The 15,877-nt window shown below is 65.9% G+C and carries 13 protein-coding genes, 1 tRNA gene and 1 riboswitch; of the genes, 7 read left to right on the top strand and 7 right to left on the bottom strand.

Annotated features, from left to right (window positions below):
* Window positions 1–39: 39 nt before the first annotated feature.
* On the bottom strand, window positions 40–360 hold the full coding sequence (locus THIX_RS07595; protein WP_112485746.1) for a hypothetical protein: 321 nt from the start codon (window positions 358–360) through the stop codon (window positions 40–42).
* 563 nt (window positions 361–923) lie between these two features.
* Here THIX_RS07595 and THIX_RS07590 point away from each other — a divergent pair.
* Window positions 924–999, top strand: a tRNA-Lys gene (locus THIX_RS07590).
* A 121-nt stretch (window positions 1,000–1,120) separates the two neighbouring features.
* Complete coding sequence (gene galE, locus THIX_RS07585) at window positions 1,121–2,140, top strand: UDP-glucose 4-epimerase GalE (protein WP_112485745.1); 1,020 nt, start codon at window positions 1,121–1,123, stop codon at window positions 2,138–2,140.
* Window positions 2,141–2,254: 114 nt separating this feature from the next.
* Here the strand turns inward: galE and glyA are convergent, their stop codons facing one another.
* Complete coding sequence (glyA, locus tag THIX_RS07580; protein ID WP_112485744.1) at window positions 2,255–3,508, bottom strand: serine hydroxymethyltransferase; 1,254 nt, start codon at window positions 3,506–3,508, stop codon at window positions 2,255–2,257.
* Between the two features lie 65 nt (window positions 3,509–3,573).
* Window positions 3,574–3,691, bottom strand: a riboswitch (ZMP/ZTP riboswitch).
* A gap of 148 nt (window positions 3,692–3,839) precedes the next feature.
* On the bottom strand, window positions 3,840–4,694 hold the full coding sequence (locus THIX_RS07575) for a transglycosylase SLT domain-containing protein (protein WP_112485743.1): 855 nt from the start codon (window positions 4,692–4,694) through the stop codon (window positions 3,840–3,842).
* 287 nt (window positions 4,695–4,981) lie between these two features.
* Between THIX_RS07575 and ubiD the strand changes: the two genes are divergently transcribed.
* The 3 genes from ubiD (at window position 4,982) to msrA (ending at window position 11,853) form a co-directional block, all read left to right on the top strand.
* Window positions 4,982–6,523: a 4-hydroxy-3-polyprenylbenzoate decarboxylase gene (ubiD, locus tag THIX_RS07570; protein ID WP_112485742.1), complete on the top strand. Its 1,542-nt coding sequence runs from the start codon at window positions 4,982–4,984 to the stop codon at window positions 6,521–6,523.
* A 144-nt stretch (window positions 6,524–6,667) separates the two neighbouring features.
* Window positions 6,668–10,726 carry a DUF748 domain-containing protein gene (locus tag THIX_RS07565; RefSeq protein ID WP_158540825.1) on the top strand — a complete coding sequence of 1,353 codons (4,059 nt, stop codon included), beginning with the start codon at window positions 6,668–6,670 and terminating at the stop codon, window positions 10,724–10,726.
* Window positions 10,727–11,268: 542 nt separating this feature from the next.
* On the top strand, window positions 11,269–11,853 hold the full coding sequence (gene msrA / locus THIX_RS07560) for a peptide-methionine (S)-S-oxide reductase MsrA (protein ID WP_233224447.1): 585 nt from the start codon (window positions 11,269–11,271) through the stop codon (window positions 11,851–11,853).
* 83 nt (window positions 11,854–11,936) lie between these two features.
* Here the strand turns inward: msrA and THIX_RS07555 are convergent, their stop codons facing one another.
* From THIX_RS07555 to THIX_RS07540, 4 genes are all read right to left on the bottom strand, one after another.
* On the bottom strand, window positions 11,937–12,533 hold the full coding sequence (locus THIX_RS07555) for a thioredoxin fold domain-containing protein (protein ID WP_112485740.1): 597 nt from the start codon (window positions 12,531–12,533) through the stop codon (window positions 11,937–11,939).
* Between the two features lie 293 nt (window positions 12,534–12,826).
* Window positions 12,827–13,465, bottom strand: a complete 639-nt coding sequence (gene pdxH / locus THIX_RS07550) for a pyridoxamine 5'-phosphate oxidase (RefSeq protein WP_112485739.1) — start codon at window positions 13,463–13,465, stop codon at window positions 12,827–12,829.
* A gap of 144 nt (window positions 13,466–13,609) precedes the next feature.
* The gene (locus THIX_RS07545; protein ID WP_112485738.1) at window positions 13,610–14,203 is read right to left on the bottom strand and encodes a thioredoxin fold domain-containing protein; all 594 of its coding nucleotides are present in this window, start codon (window positions 14,201–14,203) and stop codon (window positions 13,610–13,612) included.
* A gap of 77 nt (window positions 14,204–14,280) precedes the next feature.
* Complete coding sequence (locus tag THIX_RS07540) at window positions 14,281–14,901, bottom strand: thioredoxin fold domain-containing protein (protein ID WP_112485737.1); 621 nt, start codon at window positions 14,899–14,901, stop codon at window positions 14,281–14,283.
* Window positions 14,902–15,107: 206 nt separating this feature from the next.
* Between THIX_RS07540 and THIX_RS07535 the strand changes: the two genes are divergently transcribed.
* Together THIX_RS07535 and THIX_RS07530 are read left to right on the top strand one after the other, a co-directional pair.
* The gene (locus THIX_RS07535; RefSeq protein WP_146748469.1) at window positions 15,108–15,314 is read left to right on the top strand and encodes a hypothetical protein; all 207 of its coding nucleotides are present in this window, start codon (window positions 15,108–15,110) and stop codon (window positions 15,312–15,314) included.
* Between the two features lie 115 nt (window positions 15,315–15,429).
* Window positions 15,430–15,876 (top strand): VOC family protein, encoded by a 447-nt coding sequence (locus THIX_RS07530; RefSeq protein ID WP_112488241.1) that lies wholly within the window; start codon window positions 15,430–15,432, stop codon window positions 15,874–15,876.
* Window position 15,877: the final 1 nt, after the last annotated feature.

The following is a 15,877-nucleotide window of genomic DNA, read 5'->3' as shown; positions in this document are numbered from 1 at the left end:
GAGGGATCATGAAACTACGTCAAGGGATTTCAATAACCCCTATTTGAGGGTGCGGCGCTGTTCTCTGGCTATATCCAGCTTTTGCGCTCCAGAAACAACCTTCCAGAAGTTGCTGAACGCCTGTGCAGCCAGGAAGGCCAAGGAACGATTTGACTCTGGACCAGCCTCGTCGAATGCCTCTCGAACCTTGATACCTAGGATCGCCTCATACTTGGCAACGGTCTTTTTTGTGTGTACCAGATACAGCACCTTCCAGCCAACGTGTCGCCCGAGAACGTACATGCCGATGGCCGATTCCAGTTCATCAAGCTGGCCGCTGAAACGGTGCACTGCACCGTCGAAGAGCTCAAGCATGCGCATGGCTTCATCCGCATCAAGAGAGGGGGCACGGGGGCGGGGTTTGGTCATGCACAAAGCATACCAAATAAGGGTCGATAAAAACCCCTCAGATTAGCGTGCGTATGCAGTTCTTGGCTGATGCGCTCAAGTAGGCCGACACCAATCGCTGTGCAGCTTGCGGGCCGCGCGGCCCGTAACAAAAGTACGGGATGCTGCCAAAGGCCGGCTAGCAAAAGGAAGATCTGCGGTAAGCGATGGTGTGCCGCCAATGTGACGCGCTGCACGGTCAAAGCCGATCACTCGCGGCGTCTCGCCACAGATGAAAAAAGCACCTCGGGTCATGAAACCCGTCTTTTAATCCGTTGGTCGCGTGTTCGAGTCACGCACGACCCACCAGATAACAACAAAACAAAAGCGGCTGCCGCAAGAGCTGAAGTGCGAAACCTCAGAGCAGCCGACCCCTGGTTTTCAACTGCCATGGTCAACAACACGCCATCGGCCTCGGCTGCTCGCTCGGCGCCCATCTTTTGCCGGGCTGATCTGGCAAAAGATGGGGAGAAACGCGCTATGATGTCTAGCTTTTCGGGGGTATAGCTCAGTTGGTAGAGCAGCTGACTCTTAATCAGTAGGTCCTGGGTTCGAATCCCTGTGCCCCCACCAAACTCTTATCGGCGAAGGCCGCATACGCTTGAGCAATCAACCGCATGCGGCCTTTTGTTTTGCGGACTGTGGTTTTGTTGACTTACATTTCACCGCATTCAGCGTTTTGAAAGACTTGTCCATGTCTGCAACCATCCTCGTCACCGGCGGTGCCGGCTACATCGGCTCGCACACCTGTGTCGCGCTCATCGAAGCTGGCTACACGCCGCTGGTGGTTGACAACCTGTGCAACAGCAGTGCGGAGTCGCTGGCGCGGGTGGAGCGCATCACCGGTGTCCGGCCTGTCTTCATCCAGGCTGATATTCGTGATGCCGCGGCGCTGGACGGCGCCTTCGCCGCACATGCCATTCAGGCCGTGATCCATTTCGCCGGGCTGAAGGCGGTGGGTGAATCGGTGGACAAGCCGCTGAGCTATTACGACAACAACGTGGGCGGGACGGTGGCGTTGCTGCAGGCCATGCAACGTGCGGGGGTGAGGAACATCATCTTCTCGTCCTCGGCCACGGTGTATGGCGATCCGGCCTCGGTGCCCATCCGCGAAGACTTTCCGCTCAGCGCGACCAATGCCTATGGCCGCAGCAAGCTGATGATCGAGGAGATTCTGGGCGATCTGCATCGCGCCGAGCCGCAGTGGCGCATCGCCCGGCTGCGCTATTTCAACCCGGTGGGGGCCCATGAAAGTGGGCTCATCGGCGAAGACCCTCGCGGCATTCCCAACAACCTCATGCCCTACGTCACGCAGGTGGCGGTGGGCCGCTTGCCGCGGCTGCGCATTTTCGGTGGCGACTGGCCGACGGTGGACGGCACCGGAGTACGCGACTACATCCATGTGATGGACTTGGCCGAGGGCCATGTGGCGGCATTGCGACATTTGCTCGCGCATGACGGCATGTTCACCGTGAACCTGGGCACGGGCCAGGGCTACTCGGTGTTGCAGATGGTGCAGGCTTTCGGCCGCAGCATCGGCCGCGAACTGCCGTATGAAATCGTCGCGCGACGGCCCGGCGACATCGCCGAATGCTGGGCCGACCCTGCCGCCGCTGAACAGTTGCTGGGCTGGAAGACCAGGCGCGGGCTGGACGCCATCTGCGCCGATGCCTGGCGCTGGCAACAGGGCAATCCGCAGGGCTACGGCGACTGAATGCCAAACGGGTGAGCGGCCGTCGTCGCCAACCCAACCGTCAAGCAGGCTGCGTTTGGGCAACACTGAACGAGGGTCGCGCACTCGCGAGAACCTGTTCAGCGTTGCCTCAGTTCATGCCCCGGCGGAATACACCGGATGGGCATCTGCCAGAGCCTTGACCGCGGCCTGCACCCGCGCCATCACGGCGGCGTCTTGCGGCGCGTCCAGCATGTCGGCAATGAGATGGGCGGTCTGCACCACCTGCGCCTCGCCAAACCCGCGCGTGGTCATGGCCGGAGTGCCGACGCGAATGCCGGAGGTGACCATGGGTTTTTGCGGGTCGTTCGGGATGGCGTTCTTGTTCACCGTGATGTGGGCCTGGCCGAGCAAGGCCTCGGCTTCCTTGCCGGTGATGCCCTTGGCGCGCAGGTCCACCAGCATGAGGTGGCTTTCAGTACGCCCGCTGACGATGCGCAAGCCGCGCTGCTGCAGCGCCTGCGCCATGGCTTGCGCGTTGGCGAGAACCTGCTGCTGATAGGTCTTGAACGCGGGGGTCAGCGCCTCTTTGAACGCCACCGCCTTGGCGGCGATCACATGCATCAGCGGCCCGCCCTGCAGGCCGGGGAAGATGGCGGAGTTGATGGCCTTCTCATGCTCGGCCTTCATGAGGATGATGCCGCCGCGCGGTCCGCGCAAGGTCTTGTGCGTGGTGGAGGTCACCACGTCGGCATGCGGCACGGGGTTGGGGTAGATGCCTGCGGCGATGAGGCCGGCGTAATGCGCCATGTCCACCATGAAGATGGCGCCCACGTCCTTGGCCACCTTGGCGAAACGGGCGAAGTCGATGCGCAGGCTGTAGGCCGAGGCGCCGGCGATGATGAGCTTGGGCTTGTGCTCGTGCGCCAGTGCTTCCATGCGGTCGTAGTCGATCTCTTCCTGCGCGTTCAGCCCGTAGGGCACGATCTTGAACCACTTGCCGCTCATGTTCAGCGCCATGCCGTGGGTGAGGTGACCGCCTTCGGCCAGGCTCATGCCCATGATGGTGTCGCCGGGCTTGAGGAAGGCGAGAAACACGGCTTCGTTGGCCGAGGCACCGCAATGCGGCTGCACATTGGCGGCCTCGGCGCCGAACAGTTGCCTGACGCGCTCGATGGCGAGCGTCTCGGCGACGTCGACGAATTCGCAACCGCCGTAGTAGCGGCGGCCGGGATAGCCCTCGGCGTATTTGTTGGTGAGCTGCGTGCCCTGCGCCTGCATCACCGCGGGCGAGGCGTAGTTCTCGGAGGCGATGAGTTCCAGATGCTCGTGCTGGCGCTGGTTCTCGCTTTGGATGGCCGTCCAGACTTCAGGATCGGTTTGGGCGATGGTGATGTTGCGGTCAAACATGGGAGACGTCCTTGCAGGCTGCTGGGGGATGCGCAGGCAGGCCCGTGAGCGGGCTGGCTTGCGTTGTGGAGCGCCCAGGCGAACGGCAGGAACCGCTGCGCTTCCCGGTGGTTCATCCACCTCGACGGGCCGTGGCAGCGTCAGAGCCGCCGTGCCGTCTTATCGCCAGTCGCGCAACGGAGAAATGGTAGCGCAGGCAAGCTGCGCCGCTGGGGCGTCGGCCCGATTCCCCGGCAGCGCAAAGAATGGCCAGGGACTGACGGCAAAGCACCACTGGGCCGTCGAAAACCTGACCGCCCGCTGCGGGCTTGGCCCGGGCGATGCAAACACCTCAAACGCTGCGCTTGGCGGGATGGGCCACCACGACGGCCTGGGCTGTTTGCTCGACCCTGGGCGCTGGTGGCTGGGGCTTGGCTGCGGGCGCGGCGGCCGTCATGGGTGCGTTGGGGGCGGGCTTGCTGCTGGCGACGATTTGCGCCAGGCGCGCCTGCTCGGCCATCACCTTGGCGGCGTAGCCACCTTCGGTCGCATCGCTGGTGGCGCCCACATACATGCGCAAGCCGGCCTGCAGGGAGCCGCCACGGGCGATGGCATCTTTCAACACCAGCGCGCCGACGCGCACATTGGCCATGGGGTCGATGCTGGCGCGCGGGCCGCCGTAGGGGGCGAACTTGTCGCGGTGCACATTGGCCATCACCTGCATCAAGCCGGTGGCGCCAACCGCGCTTTGCGCATAGGGGTTGAACGAGGACTCGACCGCCATCACCGCCAGAATGAGGGTGGGGTCCAGGTGCTCCTGCTTGCCCACCTGCCAGGCGCTGCTCACCAGCTCCTGCATGGCCAATGGGGCAATGCTGTAGCGGCGCGACAACCAGTTGGCCACGGCCATTTGCGTGTGGTTGAGTTGCGGGCCGACGGGCACGGCGACTTCAGCCACCGGCTCGGCCGCCGAGGCCTGCTGGCCCAGGGCCTGCAACTCCTCGACTGCGGCTTTGCGGGCAACCACCCATTGGGTGACGCCCTTTTCCAGCGACAGCACGGTTTGCGGGTGCATATAGAGATACGCACCGGCGGCAACCACGAAAAAACCCACCATCATCAGCGTGTGATGGGTCCACTCCAGGACTTCGGCGCCAAGGGTGCGCCAGCTCGGGGGCTGGGCTTGGGCCTGTGAGGCATTCGACATCTTGCTCTCCTGTGTCAAGTCGCATCGGTGTGGCAGGCCATGCTGGGAAGCACGACAGGTTGAACACCAATGCTGGGCACAGATCCGGAACGGGCCCTGGGGGGAGCCTCACGCCTAAGATGCGTTGACATCGCTGCCGGCTTGTCTCTTGCCGGTGGCTTTTCCGGGACGTTTTGTTGGCACGCCGCGCTATGTTGGCGGTCTGTTGTGCGCAACCAAGCTGAATTTTAGGGTTTGCTTATTTCTTGTCAATCTATAAGAACCATAATAACAAAACTAATCTGTCTATGAAATACCGCGATCTCCGGGATTTCCTGGGTGCCTTGCAAACGCAAGGCGAGCTGATGGAGGTGGACGAGCCAGTTTCACCGCACCTCGACATGACGGCCGTGTGCGACGCCATGCTGCAACGTGCAGGCCCCGCCCTGCTGTTCCGCCAGCCCACAGGCTATGCCATGCCGGTGCTCGGCAACCTGTTCGGCACGCCCAGGCGCGTGGCGCTGGGCATGGGGGTGGACGATGTGAGCGAGCTGCGCCGCATCGGCCAGGTGCTGGCGCGGCTCAAGCAGCCCGAGCCGCCACGCGGCCTGAAAGATGCGGGCGAGTTGCTCCACCTGGTGCGCGCGGTGTGGGACATGCGCCCGACCGAAGTGCGCAAGCCACCCTGCCAGCAAATCGTCATCGAGGGCAGCGAGGTGGACTTGAACGCCATGCCCTTGCAGACCTGCTGGCCGGGCGATGCCGCGCCCTTGCTCACCTGGGGCCTGGTGATCACACGCGGGCCGCACAAGACGCGGCAGAACCTGGGCATCTATCGCCAGCAGCGCATCGGCCGCTGGCGACTCATCATGCGCTGGCTGGCGCATCGCGGCGGCGCGCTCGATTTCCGCGACCATGCGGCCGCCCACCCCGGCGAGCCCTTCCCGATTGCCGTGGCGCTGGGGGCGGACCCGGCCACCATCCTCGGCGCGGTGACGCCGGTGCCGGATTCGCTGTCCGAATACCAGTTCGCCGGTCTCTTGCGCGGCGGGCGCACCGAGCTTGCGCGGTGCATCGGGCTCGACCTGCAAGTACCGGCGCATGCCGAAATCGTGCTCGAAGGCCAGATTCCGCCTGCCGCGCCCGGCTTTGTGGGCACGAGCGAAACCGGCGTGCGCCTGAAGGAAATCGGCGGCTACCTGCATGCGCTGGAAGGCCCGTTCGGCGACCACACCGGCTACTACAACGAGCAAGACTGGTTCCCGGTGTTCGAGGTGCGGCGCATCACCATGCGCGAGAACCCCATCTACCACTCCACCTACACCGGCAAGCCACCGGACGAGCCGGCCGTGCTCGGCGTGGCGCTGAACGAGGTGTTCGTGCCGCTGCTGCAGCAGCAGTTCCCGGAAATCACCGACTTCTACCTGCCGCCCGAAGGCTGCTCCTACCGCCTGGCGGTGGTGTCCATCCGCAAACAGTATGCCGGCCACGCCAAGCGGGTGATGTTCGGGGTGTGGAGTTTTCTGCGACAGTTCATGTACACCAAGTTCATCATCGTGACGGACGATGACATCGACATTCGCAACTGGCGCGACGTGATCTGGGCCGTGACCACCCGCATGGACCCGGTGCGCGACACCACGCTCATCGACCAGACCCCCATCGACTACCTGGATTTCGCCTCGCCCGAAAGCGGCCTGGGCGGCAAGATGGGCCTGGACGCGACCCACAAATGGCCCGGCGAGACACGGCGCGAATGGGGCCGCGCCATCGTGCCCGACGCTGCTGCCGCCACCCGGGCCGAAGCGCTGGTGGCGCGCTTGTGGCCGGGGGAAAACACGCCGGCTTGAGATCTCCTCCTGGCTGCTTCGCAACGGCCGCATCCCACCGGGAATGAGAGAACTTCGCCGGGCCGCGCGTTTCCTTGAGAAGTCAAGCTCATGGCCGCGAAGGTGCGCCGGCCCCTGCATGGCAGACGCGGCCATAATTCGGCCATGTCTGCCGCACGCTCCACAACATTGCGCCGCCTGCTCTGGCTCTTGCTCGGTCTGGTTCTGCTGCTGGTGCTGGCCTTTGTCACCACGCCGCTCACGGTCCCGGCGCTGCTGCGCGACAAGGCGGCGCAGTGGATCGAGCAGAGCACCGGGCGGCAGGCCAGCATCGGCGATATTGGCTTCAACCCCTGGAGCCTGCGCCTGCGCGTGGACGATCTGCAGTTGCGCAACGCCGCCAACACCGCCGACAGCCTGCGCCTGGGTAGCGCGCAAGTGCGCCTGGCGTGGAGCACGGTGTGGACCGGCAAGCCGCAGATCACCGCGCTCACGCTGGATGCGCCGCAACTGCGCATCGTGCGCGCGCCCTCGGGGCGGATGGACTTCGACGACATCCTCGCGCGCCTGGCCAAGAAGCCGAGCAGGCCGTCCAGCGGCACGCCCGCCTTCGCGCTGCACGACGCGCGCATCAGCAACGGCAGCGTGACCTTCGACGACCAGCTGGCGAAAGTCACGACCCACCTCACCGGGCTGAACGCCAGCCTGCCCGCGCTGTCCACCCTGGCGGGCAGCAAGGGGCGGATGCAGCTGAGTGCCAGTGCCAAGCTCAACGGTGCGCCGCTGCAACTCAGCGCCAGCGGCATGCCTTTCGCCACCAGCACGCCGCTGGCCATGACGGCGCAATTGCAACATCTGGCCCTGGCCGCCTTCGCGCCCTACCAGCCAGCCACGCTGCCCGCGCGCCTGCAAAGCGGCGACCTCAACACGCGCCTGCAACTCAGTCTCGTGCCGGCACACCTGGACAGCCTGACGCTGAGCGGCACGGCGCAAGTGCTGAACGGCGCCGTGAAAACCCCGACCGCGCCGCTGGCCGGCTGGAAGACACTGAAGCTCACCCTCGCTCAGGCGCGCCCGCTGGCACGGGTGGTGGAGGTGAGCGCGGTGCAGATCTCCGGCCTCTCGGCCGAGTTCAGCCGCAGCGCGCAAGGCCTGGTCGGCTTCGGCCAAGCGACAGGCCGGAAATCCGCCACGGCCGTCAGCGCACCGCCCGCCGCGCAGGGAGCGCATGCCGCGAGCCCCGCAAAGCGCGGCACCAACAACTGGAACGTCCACGTCGGCAGCGTGACGCTGACCGACAGCCATGTGCGCTGGCGCGACGCCACCGTGAAGCCTGCGGTGGACTGGAGCTTCGACGCGCCCAAGCTGGCGGTCAGCCACATCGCCTGGCCGCTGACGGCCCCGGCGTCCTTCATGGCCGACATCACCGGCCCGCAGGGCATGCAGTTGCAACTGCAAGGCCGGGGCGATTTGCAGCAGGCGCAAGCGTCGCTCACGGCCGCGCACATCGACCCGCAAATCGCCGCCGCCTACGCGGCACCGGCCCTGCATGGCATGGCACTGCCGCGCGGCCTGCTCACCACGCAGGCTGACTTGCAATGGCAGTCCAAGGACAACAGCGCCGTGATCAAGATGCATCGGGCGCACTGGACCGGTTTCGCCTTCGGCCCGGCCGGCGGCTTGCTGGCGCGCGACATTGCCGTGCGCGATGCCAGCCTGCACTGGGCCGCCGCGCCGCAAACCCTGACGCTGGACATCGGCCAGGCGCAGATCGACGGCTTCGCCGCAGGCCACAACGCCGCGCTGCGTGCCGCGCAACTGAGCGTGCGCCAGGCCAAGGTCGATTTGAACGCGCACTCGGCGCAGTTCGGCCTGGTGCAAGTGCTGAACCCGCAAGCCAGCGTCGCGCGCGACTCCACCGGGCAATGGTCATTCAAGCAATGGCTGCCGCCAGGACTGCTGCCGCCGCCCGGCAAAACCACGGTGCCCGCCCGGCGAGGCCAAACGGTCCAAGCTTCCGCCCCCTGGCGCCTGCAGGTGCGGCAGGCCGAGGTGAAGGGGGGACGTTTCTACCTTGCCGACGCCAGCCCGAAAAAGCCGGTGGTGGTGGCCATCACCGGCTTCAATCTCGGCCTGCGCAACGTCGCCTGGCCGCAGACCCAACCGACCGACGTGACCCTGACCGCGCAGATCAGCGACGAGTTGCCAGCCGATCTGGCCCAGGGGACAGCCACTGTGGCAGCCAACACCGCACGCAGACCACACAGCGCGACCGACACCGCCGTGGCCGCCATGCCGCCGCAGGCAAGCGCGGCACCGGGCAAAGTGGTCGCAGCATCCAGCAAGCCCGGTGAAACCACAGGCATGACGGCGACGAATGCGGGCTCGGAACTGATCCCCGTGGCAGGCTCGCTGCAGTTCACCGGCCAGGTGCAGGCCAGCCCCTTCAGCCTGCGCGGCAAGCTCGACGCGCGCAACCTGCCGGCGCAGATTGCCGACAACTACCTGCCGCCACGCGTGAACGCCGAAGTGCTGCGCGCCCCGGCCAGCGCATCGGGCAAGGCCACCCTGAGCCTGGGACCAGCCGGGCCCGCCTTCAGCTTCGACGGCAGCGCAGGCTTGAGCCATTTCGTCGCCGACACCCTGGAACCGCGCGAGCGCCTGCTGGGCTGGAACAGCCTGCAACTCAATGGCCTGCATATTGCGCACACTCCGCGCGCCGGCCTGAGCCCGATCACCAAAGTCGTGGTGGGCCAGGTGGCGCTGCGCGACTTCTATGCCCGCGTCATCCTGAGCAAAAATGCCAAGCTCAATCTCACCCAGGTGTTCAAGCCACTGCCGGCACCGGCCGCTGCGGCTGCGGCCAAACACATCGCCACGACCACGAGCTCTGGCGCATCCGCCACCAAGGGCGCCAACAATCTTGCGGCGGAAGGCACGGCCGGACGCAACGGCGCCGAGTGGCCGTTCGGTGGCAGCAGCAGCACGACGAAATCGGCCACGCCATCGGCCGCGCAGAATCTGGTGATCGACGTTGGCGGCATCACCCTCGCCGGTGGCCGGGTGGACTACACCGACCATTTCGTTCAGCCCAATTACTCCACCAGCCTTTCGGGCGTTGAAGGCAGCATCGGCGCCTTCGGCACGACCACGTCAAAACCTGCTTCAGTGGAACTGCGCGGCACGGCGGAGGGCACGGCAGCGGTGGTGCTGAGCGGCAATGCCAACCCGCTGTTGTCGCCGCCGCAGCTCGACCTGCACGGCAAGATGACCGACCTGCAGCTCGCGCCGCTCTCGCCCTATTCCGGGCGCTACGCCGGCTACGACATCAAGCGCGGCCTGCTGTCCATGGACGTGCACTACGACATCGACGCAAGCGGCCGGCTGACTGCGGACAACCAGCTCGTGCTCAACCAGCTCACCTTCGGCAAGCGGGTGGACAGCCCAACCGCCACCAAGCTGCCGGTGCTGCTGGCGGTGGAATTGCTGAAGGACCGCAACGGCAATATCAACGTCAACATCCCCATCTCCGGCTCGCTCAACAACCCCGAGTTCAGCCTCGGCTCGGTCATCGGCCGCGCCATCGTCAGCCTGCTGGTGCGCGCCGTCACCGCGCCGTTCAGCCTGCTCGGCAACCTGATCGGCAACGACGTGTCGGCCGAACAGCTCAGCCATGTGGCCTTCGTGCCGGGAACCGCCATCCTCCAACCCCAAGACCAAGCCAAGCTGGCCGACATCGCCAAAGCCCTGAAGGCCAAGTCCGAGCTCATCCTCACCATCACCGGCGAGGTGGATCCGGCCGCTGAACGCGAGCCCTACCGCGAAGCCCGCTTGAACCAGCAGATGCTGGCCCTGTGGAAGCGCGACCTGCCACACGCCGAGGCCTATGCCAACGCCAAGACCCAGGTCGTGCCGCAGACCGATTACGCCAAGGTGCTGGCCGCCGTCTACCGCCAAACCCCCTTGGCCAACAAGCCGCGTGACGCCATCGGGCTGCCCAAGACGTTGCCCGAGGCCGAGATGCAAAAGCTGCTGCTGCAGAACATTCCAGCGTCAGACGACCGCATGCAGGCATTGGCCATGGAGCGCGCGGTGAGCCTGCGCACCGCGCTCGACGCCCTGGGCGTGCCAGGGGCGCGCCAGTTCATTGCCGCGCCCGTGCTGCTGGACAAACCCGCTGCCGGCTGGACGCCGCAGGCCAGCCTGTCGCTGACCTTGCCCTGATGCGAGCGCCACGACCGCCACGCTTTGGCAGCCGATCCGTACGGCTCCATCAATCTGGATTCCAACGAGATGATGCAAAGCGCGCTGAATCAAGCGCTTGCGCGGCATGCAGCAGGCGCATCCCGCAATAACCCACCTGCCAGCATCAGTTTGGTTGACGCTGCGAGCGCCGCAGGCCTACATTGGGCCTGCCGAGGCGGTGCAGCCGCAACGGTGGCCGGACTGGGTGAAGCCCGGGCCGAAGTCCCCCCAAAATCCCTGCATCCCTGCGGGGTTGGCGCCAGGCAACAAACCCTCGTGCCGTGCTGAACCGGGCCGCGTCACCGCAAGGTACGCGGCCTTCTTCATGGATGTCGGCGAAGCACGGGCCGGCATCAAGCGCCAACCGCCGCGTCATACGCCTGCTTGGCCCGGTCCATCTTCTGGTCCCCCGTCGCGGGCGCAGAAATAGCGTGAACAGGCCCTTGTTGGGCACGCCCGGCGGCGCGCGCCGAAACTGCGCACAATGCTGCTTGTCCGCCCGCCCCCTCCGGAGCCCCATCATGCAAGCCGCCAACCTCAACCCCATCACGCCGCCAGGCGCTGCCATGCAGTTGTCCACCATCACCCTCGCCGGCGGCTGTTTCTGGTGCGTCGAGGCCGCGTTCGACGCGGTGGACGGCGTGCTCGAAGCCACCAGCGGCTATGCCCAGGGCCAGGTTCAGCAGCCAAGCTACGAGCAGGTTTGCGGCGGGCGCACCGGGCATGCCGAAGCGGTCCGCATCCGCTTCGATCCCGCCAAGCTCGGCCTGGATGTTGTCCTGGATCTGTTCTTCACCATCCACGACCCGACCACGCCCAACCGCCAGGGGGCGGACGTCGGCCCGCAATACCGCTCCGGCATCTACTTCGAGCAGCCCGAGCACGAAGCCGGGGTGCGTGCCTATATCGCCCAACTTGCCGCCAGCGGGCACTACGGCGCTGCGCCCATCGTCACTGAAATCGAGCCGCTGCGGGTGTTCTGGCCCGCCGAGCCCTACCATCAGCGCTATTTCGAACGCCACCCCGAGCAGGGCTATTGCCAGGCGGTGATCGCGCCCAAAATGCACAAGCTGCAGCATCGCTTCGCCGACAAGATGCGTGCTTGAGGCGGCGTTCCAATGCCTGGCTGCCCAGGAGGCTTCCAGGCCGATGGGGTCTGGTTCTGCCTGGCTGAAGGATTCTGGCGCCTTCAGCGCACCGAGCGCAGCACGCTGCTCAATTCGGCAGCCGACGGTACGCCGGTGAGCGATGCGGCGCGGCCGTCGACCTTGGTCCAAACCATCACCGGCACGCCGAACAACTTGTTGCCGTTGTAGACGGCCAGATTGCTCGCCAGTTCCTGCCGCACCTTCGGCGTGATGGTGGTGGCCGGCTCGATGCCGCCGCCGGGCTGGCCGTTGGCGGCAAAGTCGTAGTCATTCTCGTTTTTGTGAAAAGCCTGCAGCGGGTCCTTGGCCTGCAAAATGGCCGCCGCCTTGGACAGGCTGCTCGGGGTGAGCATGCCCAGCGGAATCCAGCGAAACTGCAAATCATCCTTGCCGACGTCGGCACGCAGCATGCCGTAAAGCTTGTGGCAGTAGGGACAGTTGGGGTCGAAAAAAATGTACAGCGCCCTCTTGCCCTGGCCTTCGGCAATCCACGTGGTCTTGTCGATTTGCGCCAGCACGCCCTCCGCCTGGCGCGCGCTTTGCGCCACAGCCGGCCCCGGCAGCGCCGCCAGCGCCAGCAGCGCCAAGGCGCGCAGGGTCAAACGTCGATTGGACCTGATGCTCGGGTGATTCTGCATGCTTGTCTCCCGTGTGATGCGGGTGGTTCAAGACGCGTGTGCACGCCCCCTGCGGATGTCGCACAAAGCGCCGTTCGGAATTTTCGCGCGCCGGGCGAAAGAGGTCGTCCGTCGCCACCCAATCCTGACACCATGACCTGGACCCGATCCACCCCGCTGCATGCCTGGGGCCGCCCCGATTTCGCCCAGGTGCCGCAAGATGAACCGCTGCGCTGCAATGCCCTGGCCGGGCCGACGTTCGCCTGCCGGACGTTTGACGACCGCGATGCGGCGCGCAGCGCGCCGGGGCCGGTTCAAGGCGCCAGTCGCTGTCGCTGCCACGTCCCGTGTTGCTGCAGGCGATAAGCCAACCTGTCGTGCAGGCGCGAGCGGCGGCCCTGCCAGAACTCCCAGGCGTCCGGCACCAGGCGATAGCCGCCCCAGTGCGGCGGGCGTGGCGGATTCAGGCCGAACTTCAGACCATATTCGACGGCGCGCTTGACCAGCACGTCACGGCTGTCGATGACTTCGCTTTGCGGCGAAGCCCAGGCGCCAATGCGTGAGACCAAAGGCCGGCTGGCGAAGTAGGCGTCGGACTCATCCGCGCTCCCCCGCTCCACCCGGCCCTCGATGCGCACCACCCGCTCCAGTTCAACCCAATGAAACTGCAGCGCGGCAAAGGGATGCGCCGCCAGCTCGCGCCCCTTGCGGCTGGCGTAGTTGGTGTACCAGACGAGGCCGCGGGCATCGAAACCCTTGATCAGCACCACCCGGGTCGACGGCCTGCCATCCTCCCCGACCGTCGCCAGGGTCATGGCGTTGGGCTCGGGGACTTGCGCCTGCACCGCCTCGGACAGCCAGCGCTCGAACAGCTTGAACGGGTCGGCGTCGGCTTGCCGCTCGTCCAGTTCGGCACGGGCGTAATCCTTGCGTAAATCAGCGAGTGTCTGCATGGGTTCGAGTATAGGGAGGACCTGGATGCTGCTGCGTCGGCGGCCCTGGCGACAAGCCAACAACTCGGCGCCGTGTAGCGCCGCCCGCGTGCATTGAAATCTTCGGCTGCGCAGCCGACGCCAAGAAGGCGCCGTGCCAAGCGTCTACTTCACGCTGGCGAGAATGTCCTTCAACTGCTGGGCGTCCGGCGGGCCGACGACCAGCATGGCATGACCCGCCTTGTCGCGGTAGAGCAAGGTGGGCACGCCGGGAGATTTCGTGGCTTCGAACAGTGCGTTGTTGGCGTTGAGGATGGCGCTGGTCGCGGGCAGCACCTTGGTCGCCGGAGCGATGCCACCCCCCTGTCCGGTCGGGCCCTTGCCGTAGGTGTTCTCGTTGTCGTGGAAGGCCTTGAGCCGGTCGGGTGCTTGCAATATCGCCGCACCCTTGGTCACGCTCGTCGGGGTGAGAATGGCCACCGGCACCCAGCGCAACCGCAAGCCGCCCTTGCCCACCTCGGGGCGCAAGGCGGTGTAAAGCTCGTGGCAGTAAGGGCAGTTGGCGTCGAAGAAGATATCCAGCACGCGCGGCCCTTTGCCTTCGGTGATGGCCGTGGCCTTGCCCATCTCCCCCAGCACCTTGACGGCGTCTGGGTTCTGCGTCTGCTGCGCGGCGGCCAGCGGTGCCAGGCCGATGAGGCTGGCGCCGATTGCAGCGGCCAAGGCGGTGCGCAGCACGGCGCGTCGGTTCGAATGCATGCGGCAATCTCCTGTGTTGGTCGTGATGTCGAATGGGGCAACGCGCATCGGGCTGAGAAGTCCAGACGACGCCCAGCTTACGGCCCGACGGTCCGCAGCAACTCGGCCAGGGCCTTTTCGCCGCGCGGTGCGCCGAGCAGGAGTTGCGGCTGGCCTTCGCGGTTGCGGAACACGGCCAGCGGCACGCTGTAGTAGACCCCGGCGTGCTTGAGCACGGCGTCGTTGGTTTTCAAGGCCTGCCGCGTTTTGGCGCTGATCTGGCCGGCTGAGAGTTGGGCTGGTGCTGGCCGATTGGGGTCGAGCCCGTGGTCTTCCATCTCGCGAAAAGCCTGCAAGGGATCGGCGGACTGCAGGATGGCTGCGGCCTTGCCCGGGCTGGACGGAGCGAGGATGGCCACGGGCACCCAGCGCAACCGCAAATCGTCCTTGCCGACGAAGGGGCGCAGATCGCCGTAGAGCTGGCGGCAATAGGGGCAGTTGGGGTCGAAGAAGATGGTGAGCACGCGCGCGCCCTGGCCTTCGGTGATGGCTCTGGCCGCGCCCAGATGCTGCAGCACCTGGGCCGCCGCCAGCATGTCGGGCGACGGTTTGGCCACGGCCGCTGTTGCGCCTGGCTGTTGTGCCCCGGCGGGCTGGTCGGGTGGCAGCCCGGTCGCCAGCGCGGCGCAAAGCAGGAGGGCGGGTGCTGTGGGTTTCATGGCGTAGTCATGGCTTGCGCTGCTGGATTCATGGCAGCCAGCTTACGCGCGATGCCGGGTTTTCAGCCCATGATCGACCGCCCACATTCCCCGCACCCACGGCGGCGCCACGGTATTGACGACGCACAGTCCTATGGAAGAATGCGCTGAACCAGATGCCTCAGGTCTGCGTCACGGACCTCGCCCTGGCCGACTTCGCCTCCCCCATGCCCGCTGAGACCGCCGATACGCTTGCTGAACTGCACCGCCGCGTCGAGGCCCTGCGCCCGACGCTGCTGCGCCTGGCCGTGCGCATCCATTTCCTGGTGTGCAAGGCCTGTCCCATCTTCGCGCAGGAAGTGCAAACCATGCGACATGCGCTGGGCGGCTGGCGCCATTACAGTGAGCACGACGAAGACCAGCCCTTGAGCTGAGTGCTGCGGGCTGAGAGGTGCTCGGCCCTGCGCACCCCGCCATTTCGAGTTGCCGAAGGCCGTCCTGCATGCACCTGTGCTCGGCCCCAGGCAGTCCAACCGGAGCGACATCACCATGCCCCACGCAACACAAACCCAACCCCCGTTCCATTTGGCCTTCCCGGTGCATGACATCGCCGCGGCCAGGCGCTTCTACGGTGGCCTGCTCGGCTGCCCCGAGGGCCGCAGTGCGCCGGAATGGGTGGACTTCAACTTCTACGGCCATCAGATCGTGGCCCACCTGGCTCCCGGCGAATGCGGCCCCCGGGCAGCGCCTTCGGCAACCAGCACCGTGGACGACCACCAGGTGCCCGTGCGCCATTTCGGCGCCGTCCTTGACATGCCGCAGTGGCAGGAACTGGCCAAGACCCTGCAGGCCGCTGGCGTGCCATTCATCATCGAACCGCACATCCGCTTCCAGGGCGAAGTTGGCGAGCAAGCCACCATGTTCCTGCTCGACCCTTCCGGCAACGCGCTGGAGTTCAAGGCCTTCGCCGACATGAGCTCCTTGTTCGCGAAGTAGG

It is taken from the genome of Thiomonas sp. X19 (assembly GCF_900089495.1).
Lineage (GTDB): Bacteria > Pseudomonadota > Gammaproteobacteria > Burkholderiales > Burkholderiaceae_C > Thiomonas_A.
The sequence above is the reverse complement of the archived record's forward strand: the minus strand, read 5'-3'. Positions and strand labels throughout refer to the sequence as shown.

Coding starts and splice junctions, on each gene's coding strand:
- THIX_RS07545 (WP_112485738.1), bottom strand. CDS start 14,203: ATGCATTCGAACCGACGCGCCGTGCTGCGCACCGCCTTGGCCGCTGCA.
- glyA (WP_112485744.1), bottom strand. CDS start 3,508: ATGTTTGACCGCAACATCACCATCGCCCAAACCGATCCTGAAGTCTGG.
- THIX_RS07540 (WP_112485737.1), bottom strand. CDS start 14,901: ATGAAACCCACAGCACCCGCCCTCCTGCTTTGCGCCGCGCTGGCGACC.
- THIX_RS07595 (WP_112485746.1), bottom strand. CDS start 360: ATGCGCATGCTTGAGCTCTTCGACGGTGCAGTGCACCGTTTCAGCGGC.
- galE (WP_112485745.1), top strand. CDS start 1,121: ATGTCTGCAACCATCCTCGTCACCGGCGGTGCCGGCTACATCGGCTCG.
- pdxH (WP_112485739.1), bottom strand. CDS start 13,465: ATGCAGACACTCGCTGATTTACGCAAGGATTACGCCCGTGCCGAACTG.
- THIX_RS07565 (WP_158540825.1), top strand. CDS start 6,668: ATGTCTGCCGCACGCTCCACAACATTGCGCCGCCTGCTCTGGCTCTTG.
- msrA (WP_233224447.1), top strand. CDS start 11,269: ATGCAAGCCGCCAACCTCAACCCCATCACGCCGCCAGGCGCTGCCATG.
- THIX_RS07555 (WP_112485740.1), bottom strand. CDS start 12,533: ATGCAGAATCACCCGAGCATCAGGTCCAATCGACGTTTGACCCTGCGC.
- THIX_RS07530 (WP_112488241.1), top strand. CDS start 15,430: ATGCCCCACGCAACACAAACCCAACCCCCGTTCCATTTGGCCTTCCCG.
- THIX_RS07535 (WP_146748469.1), top strand. CDS start 15,108: ATGCCCGCTGAGACCGCCGATACGCTTGCTGAACTGCACCGCCGCGTC.
- ubiD (WP_112485742.1), top strand. CDS start 4,982: ATGAAATACCGCGATCTCCGGGATTTCCTGGGTGCCTTGCAAACGCAA.
- THIX_RS07575 (WP_112485743.1), bottom strand. CDS start 4,694: ATGTCGAATGCCTCACAGGCCCAAGCCCAGCCCCCGAGCTGGCGCACC.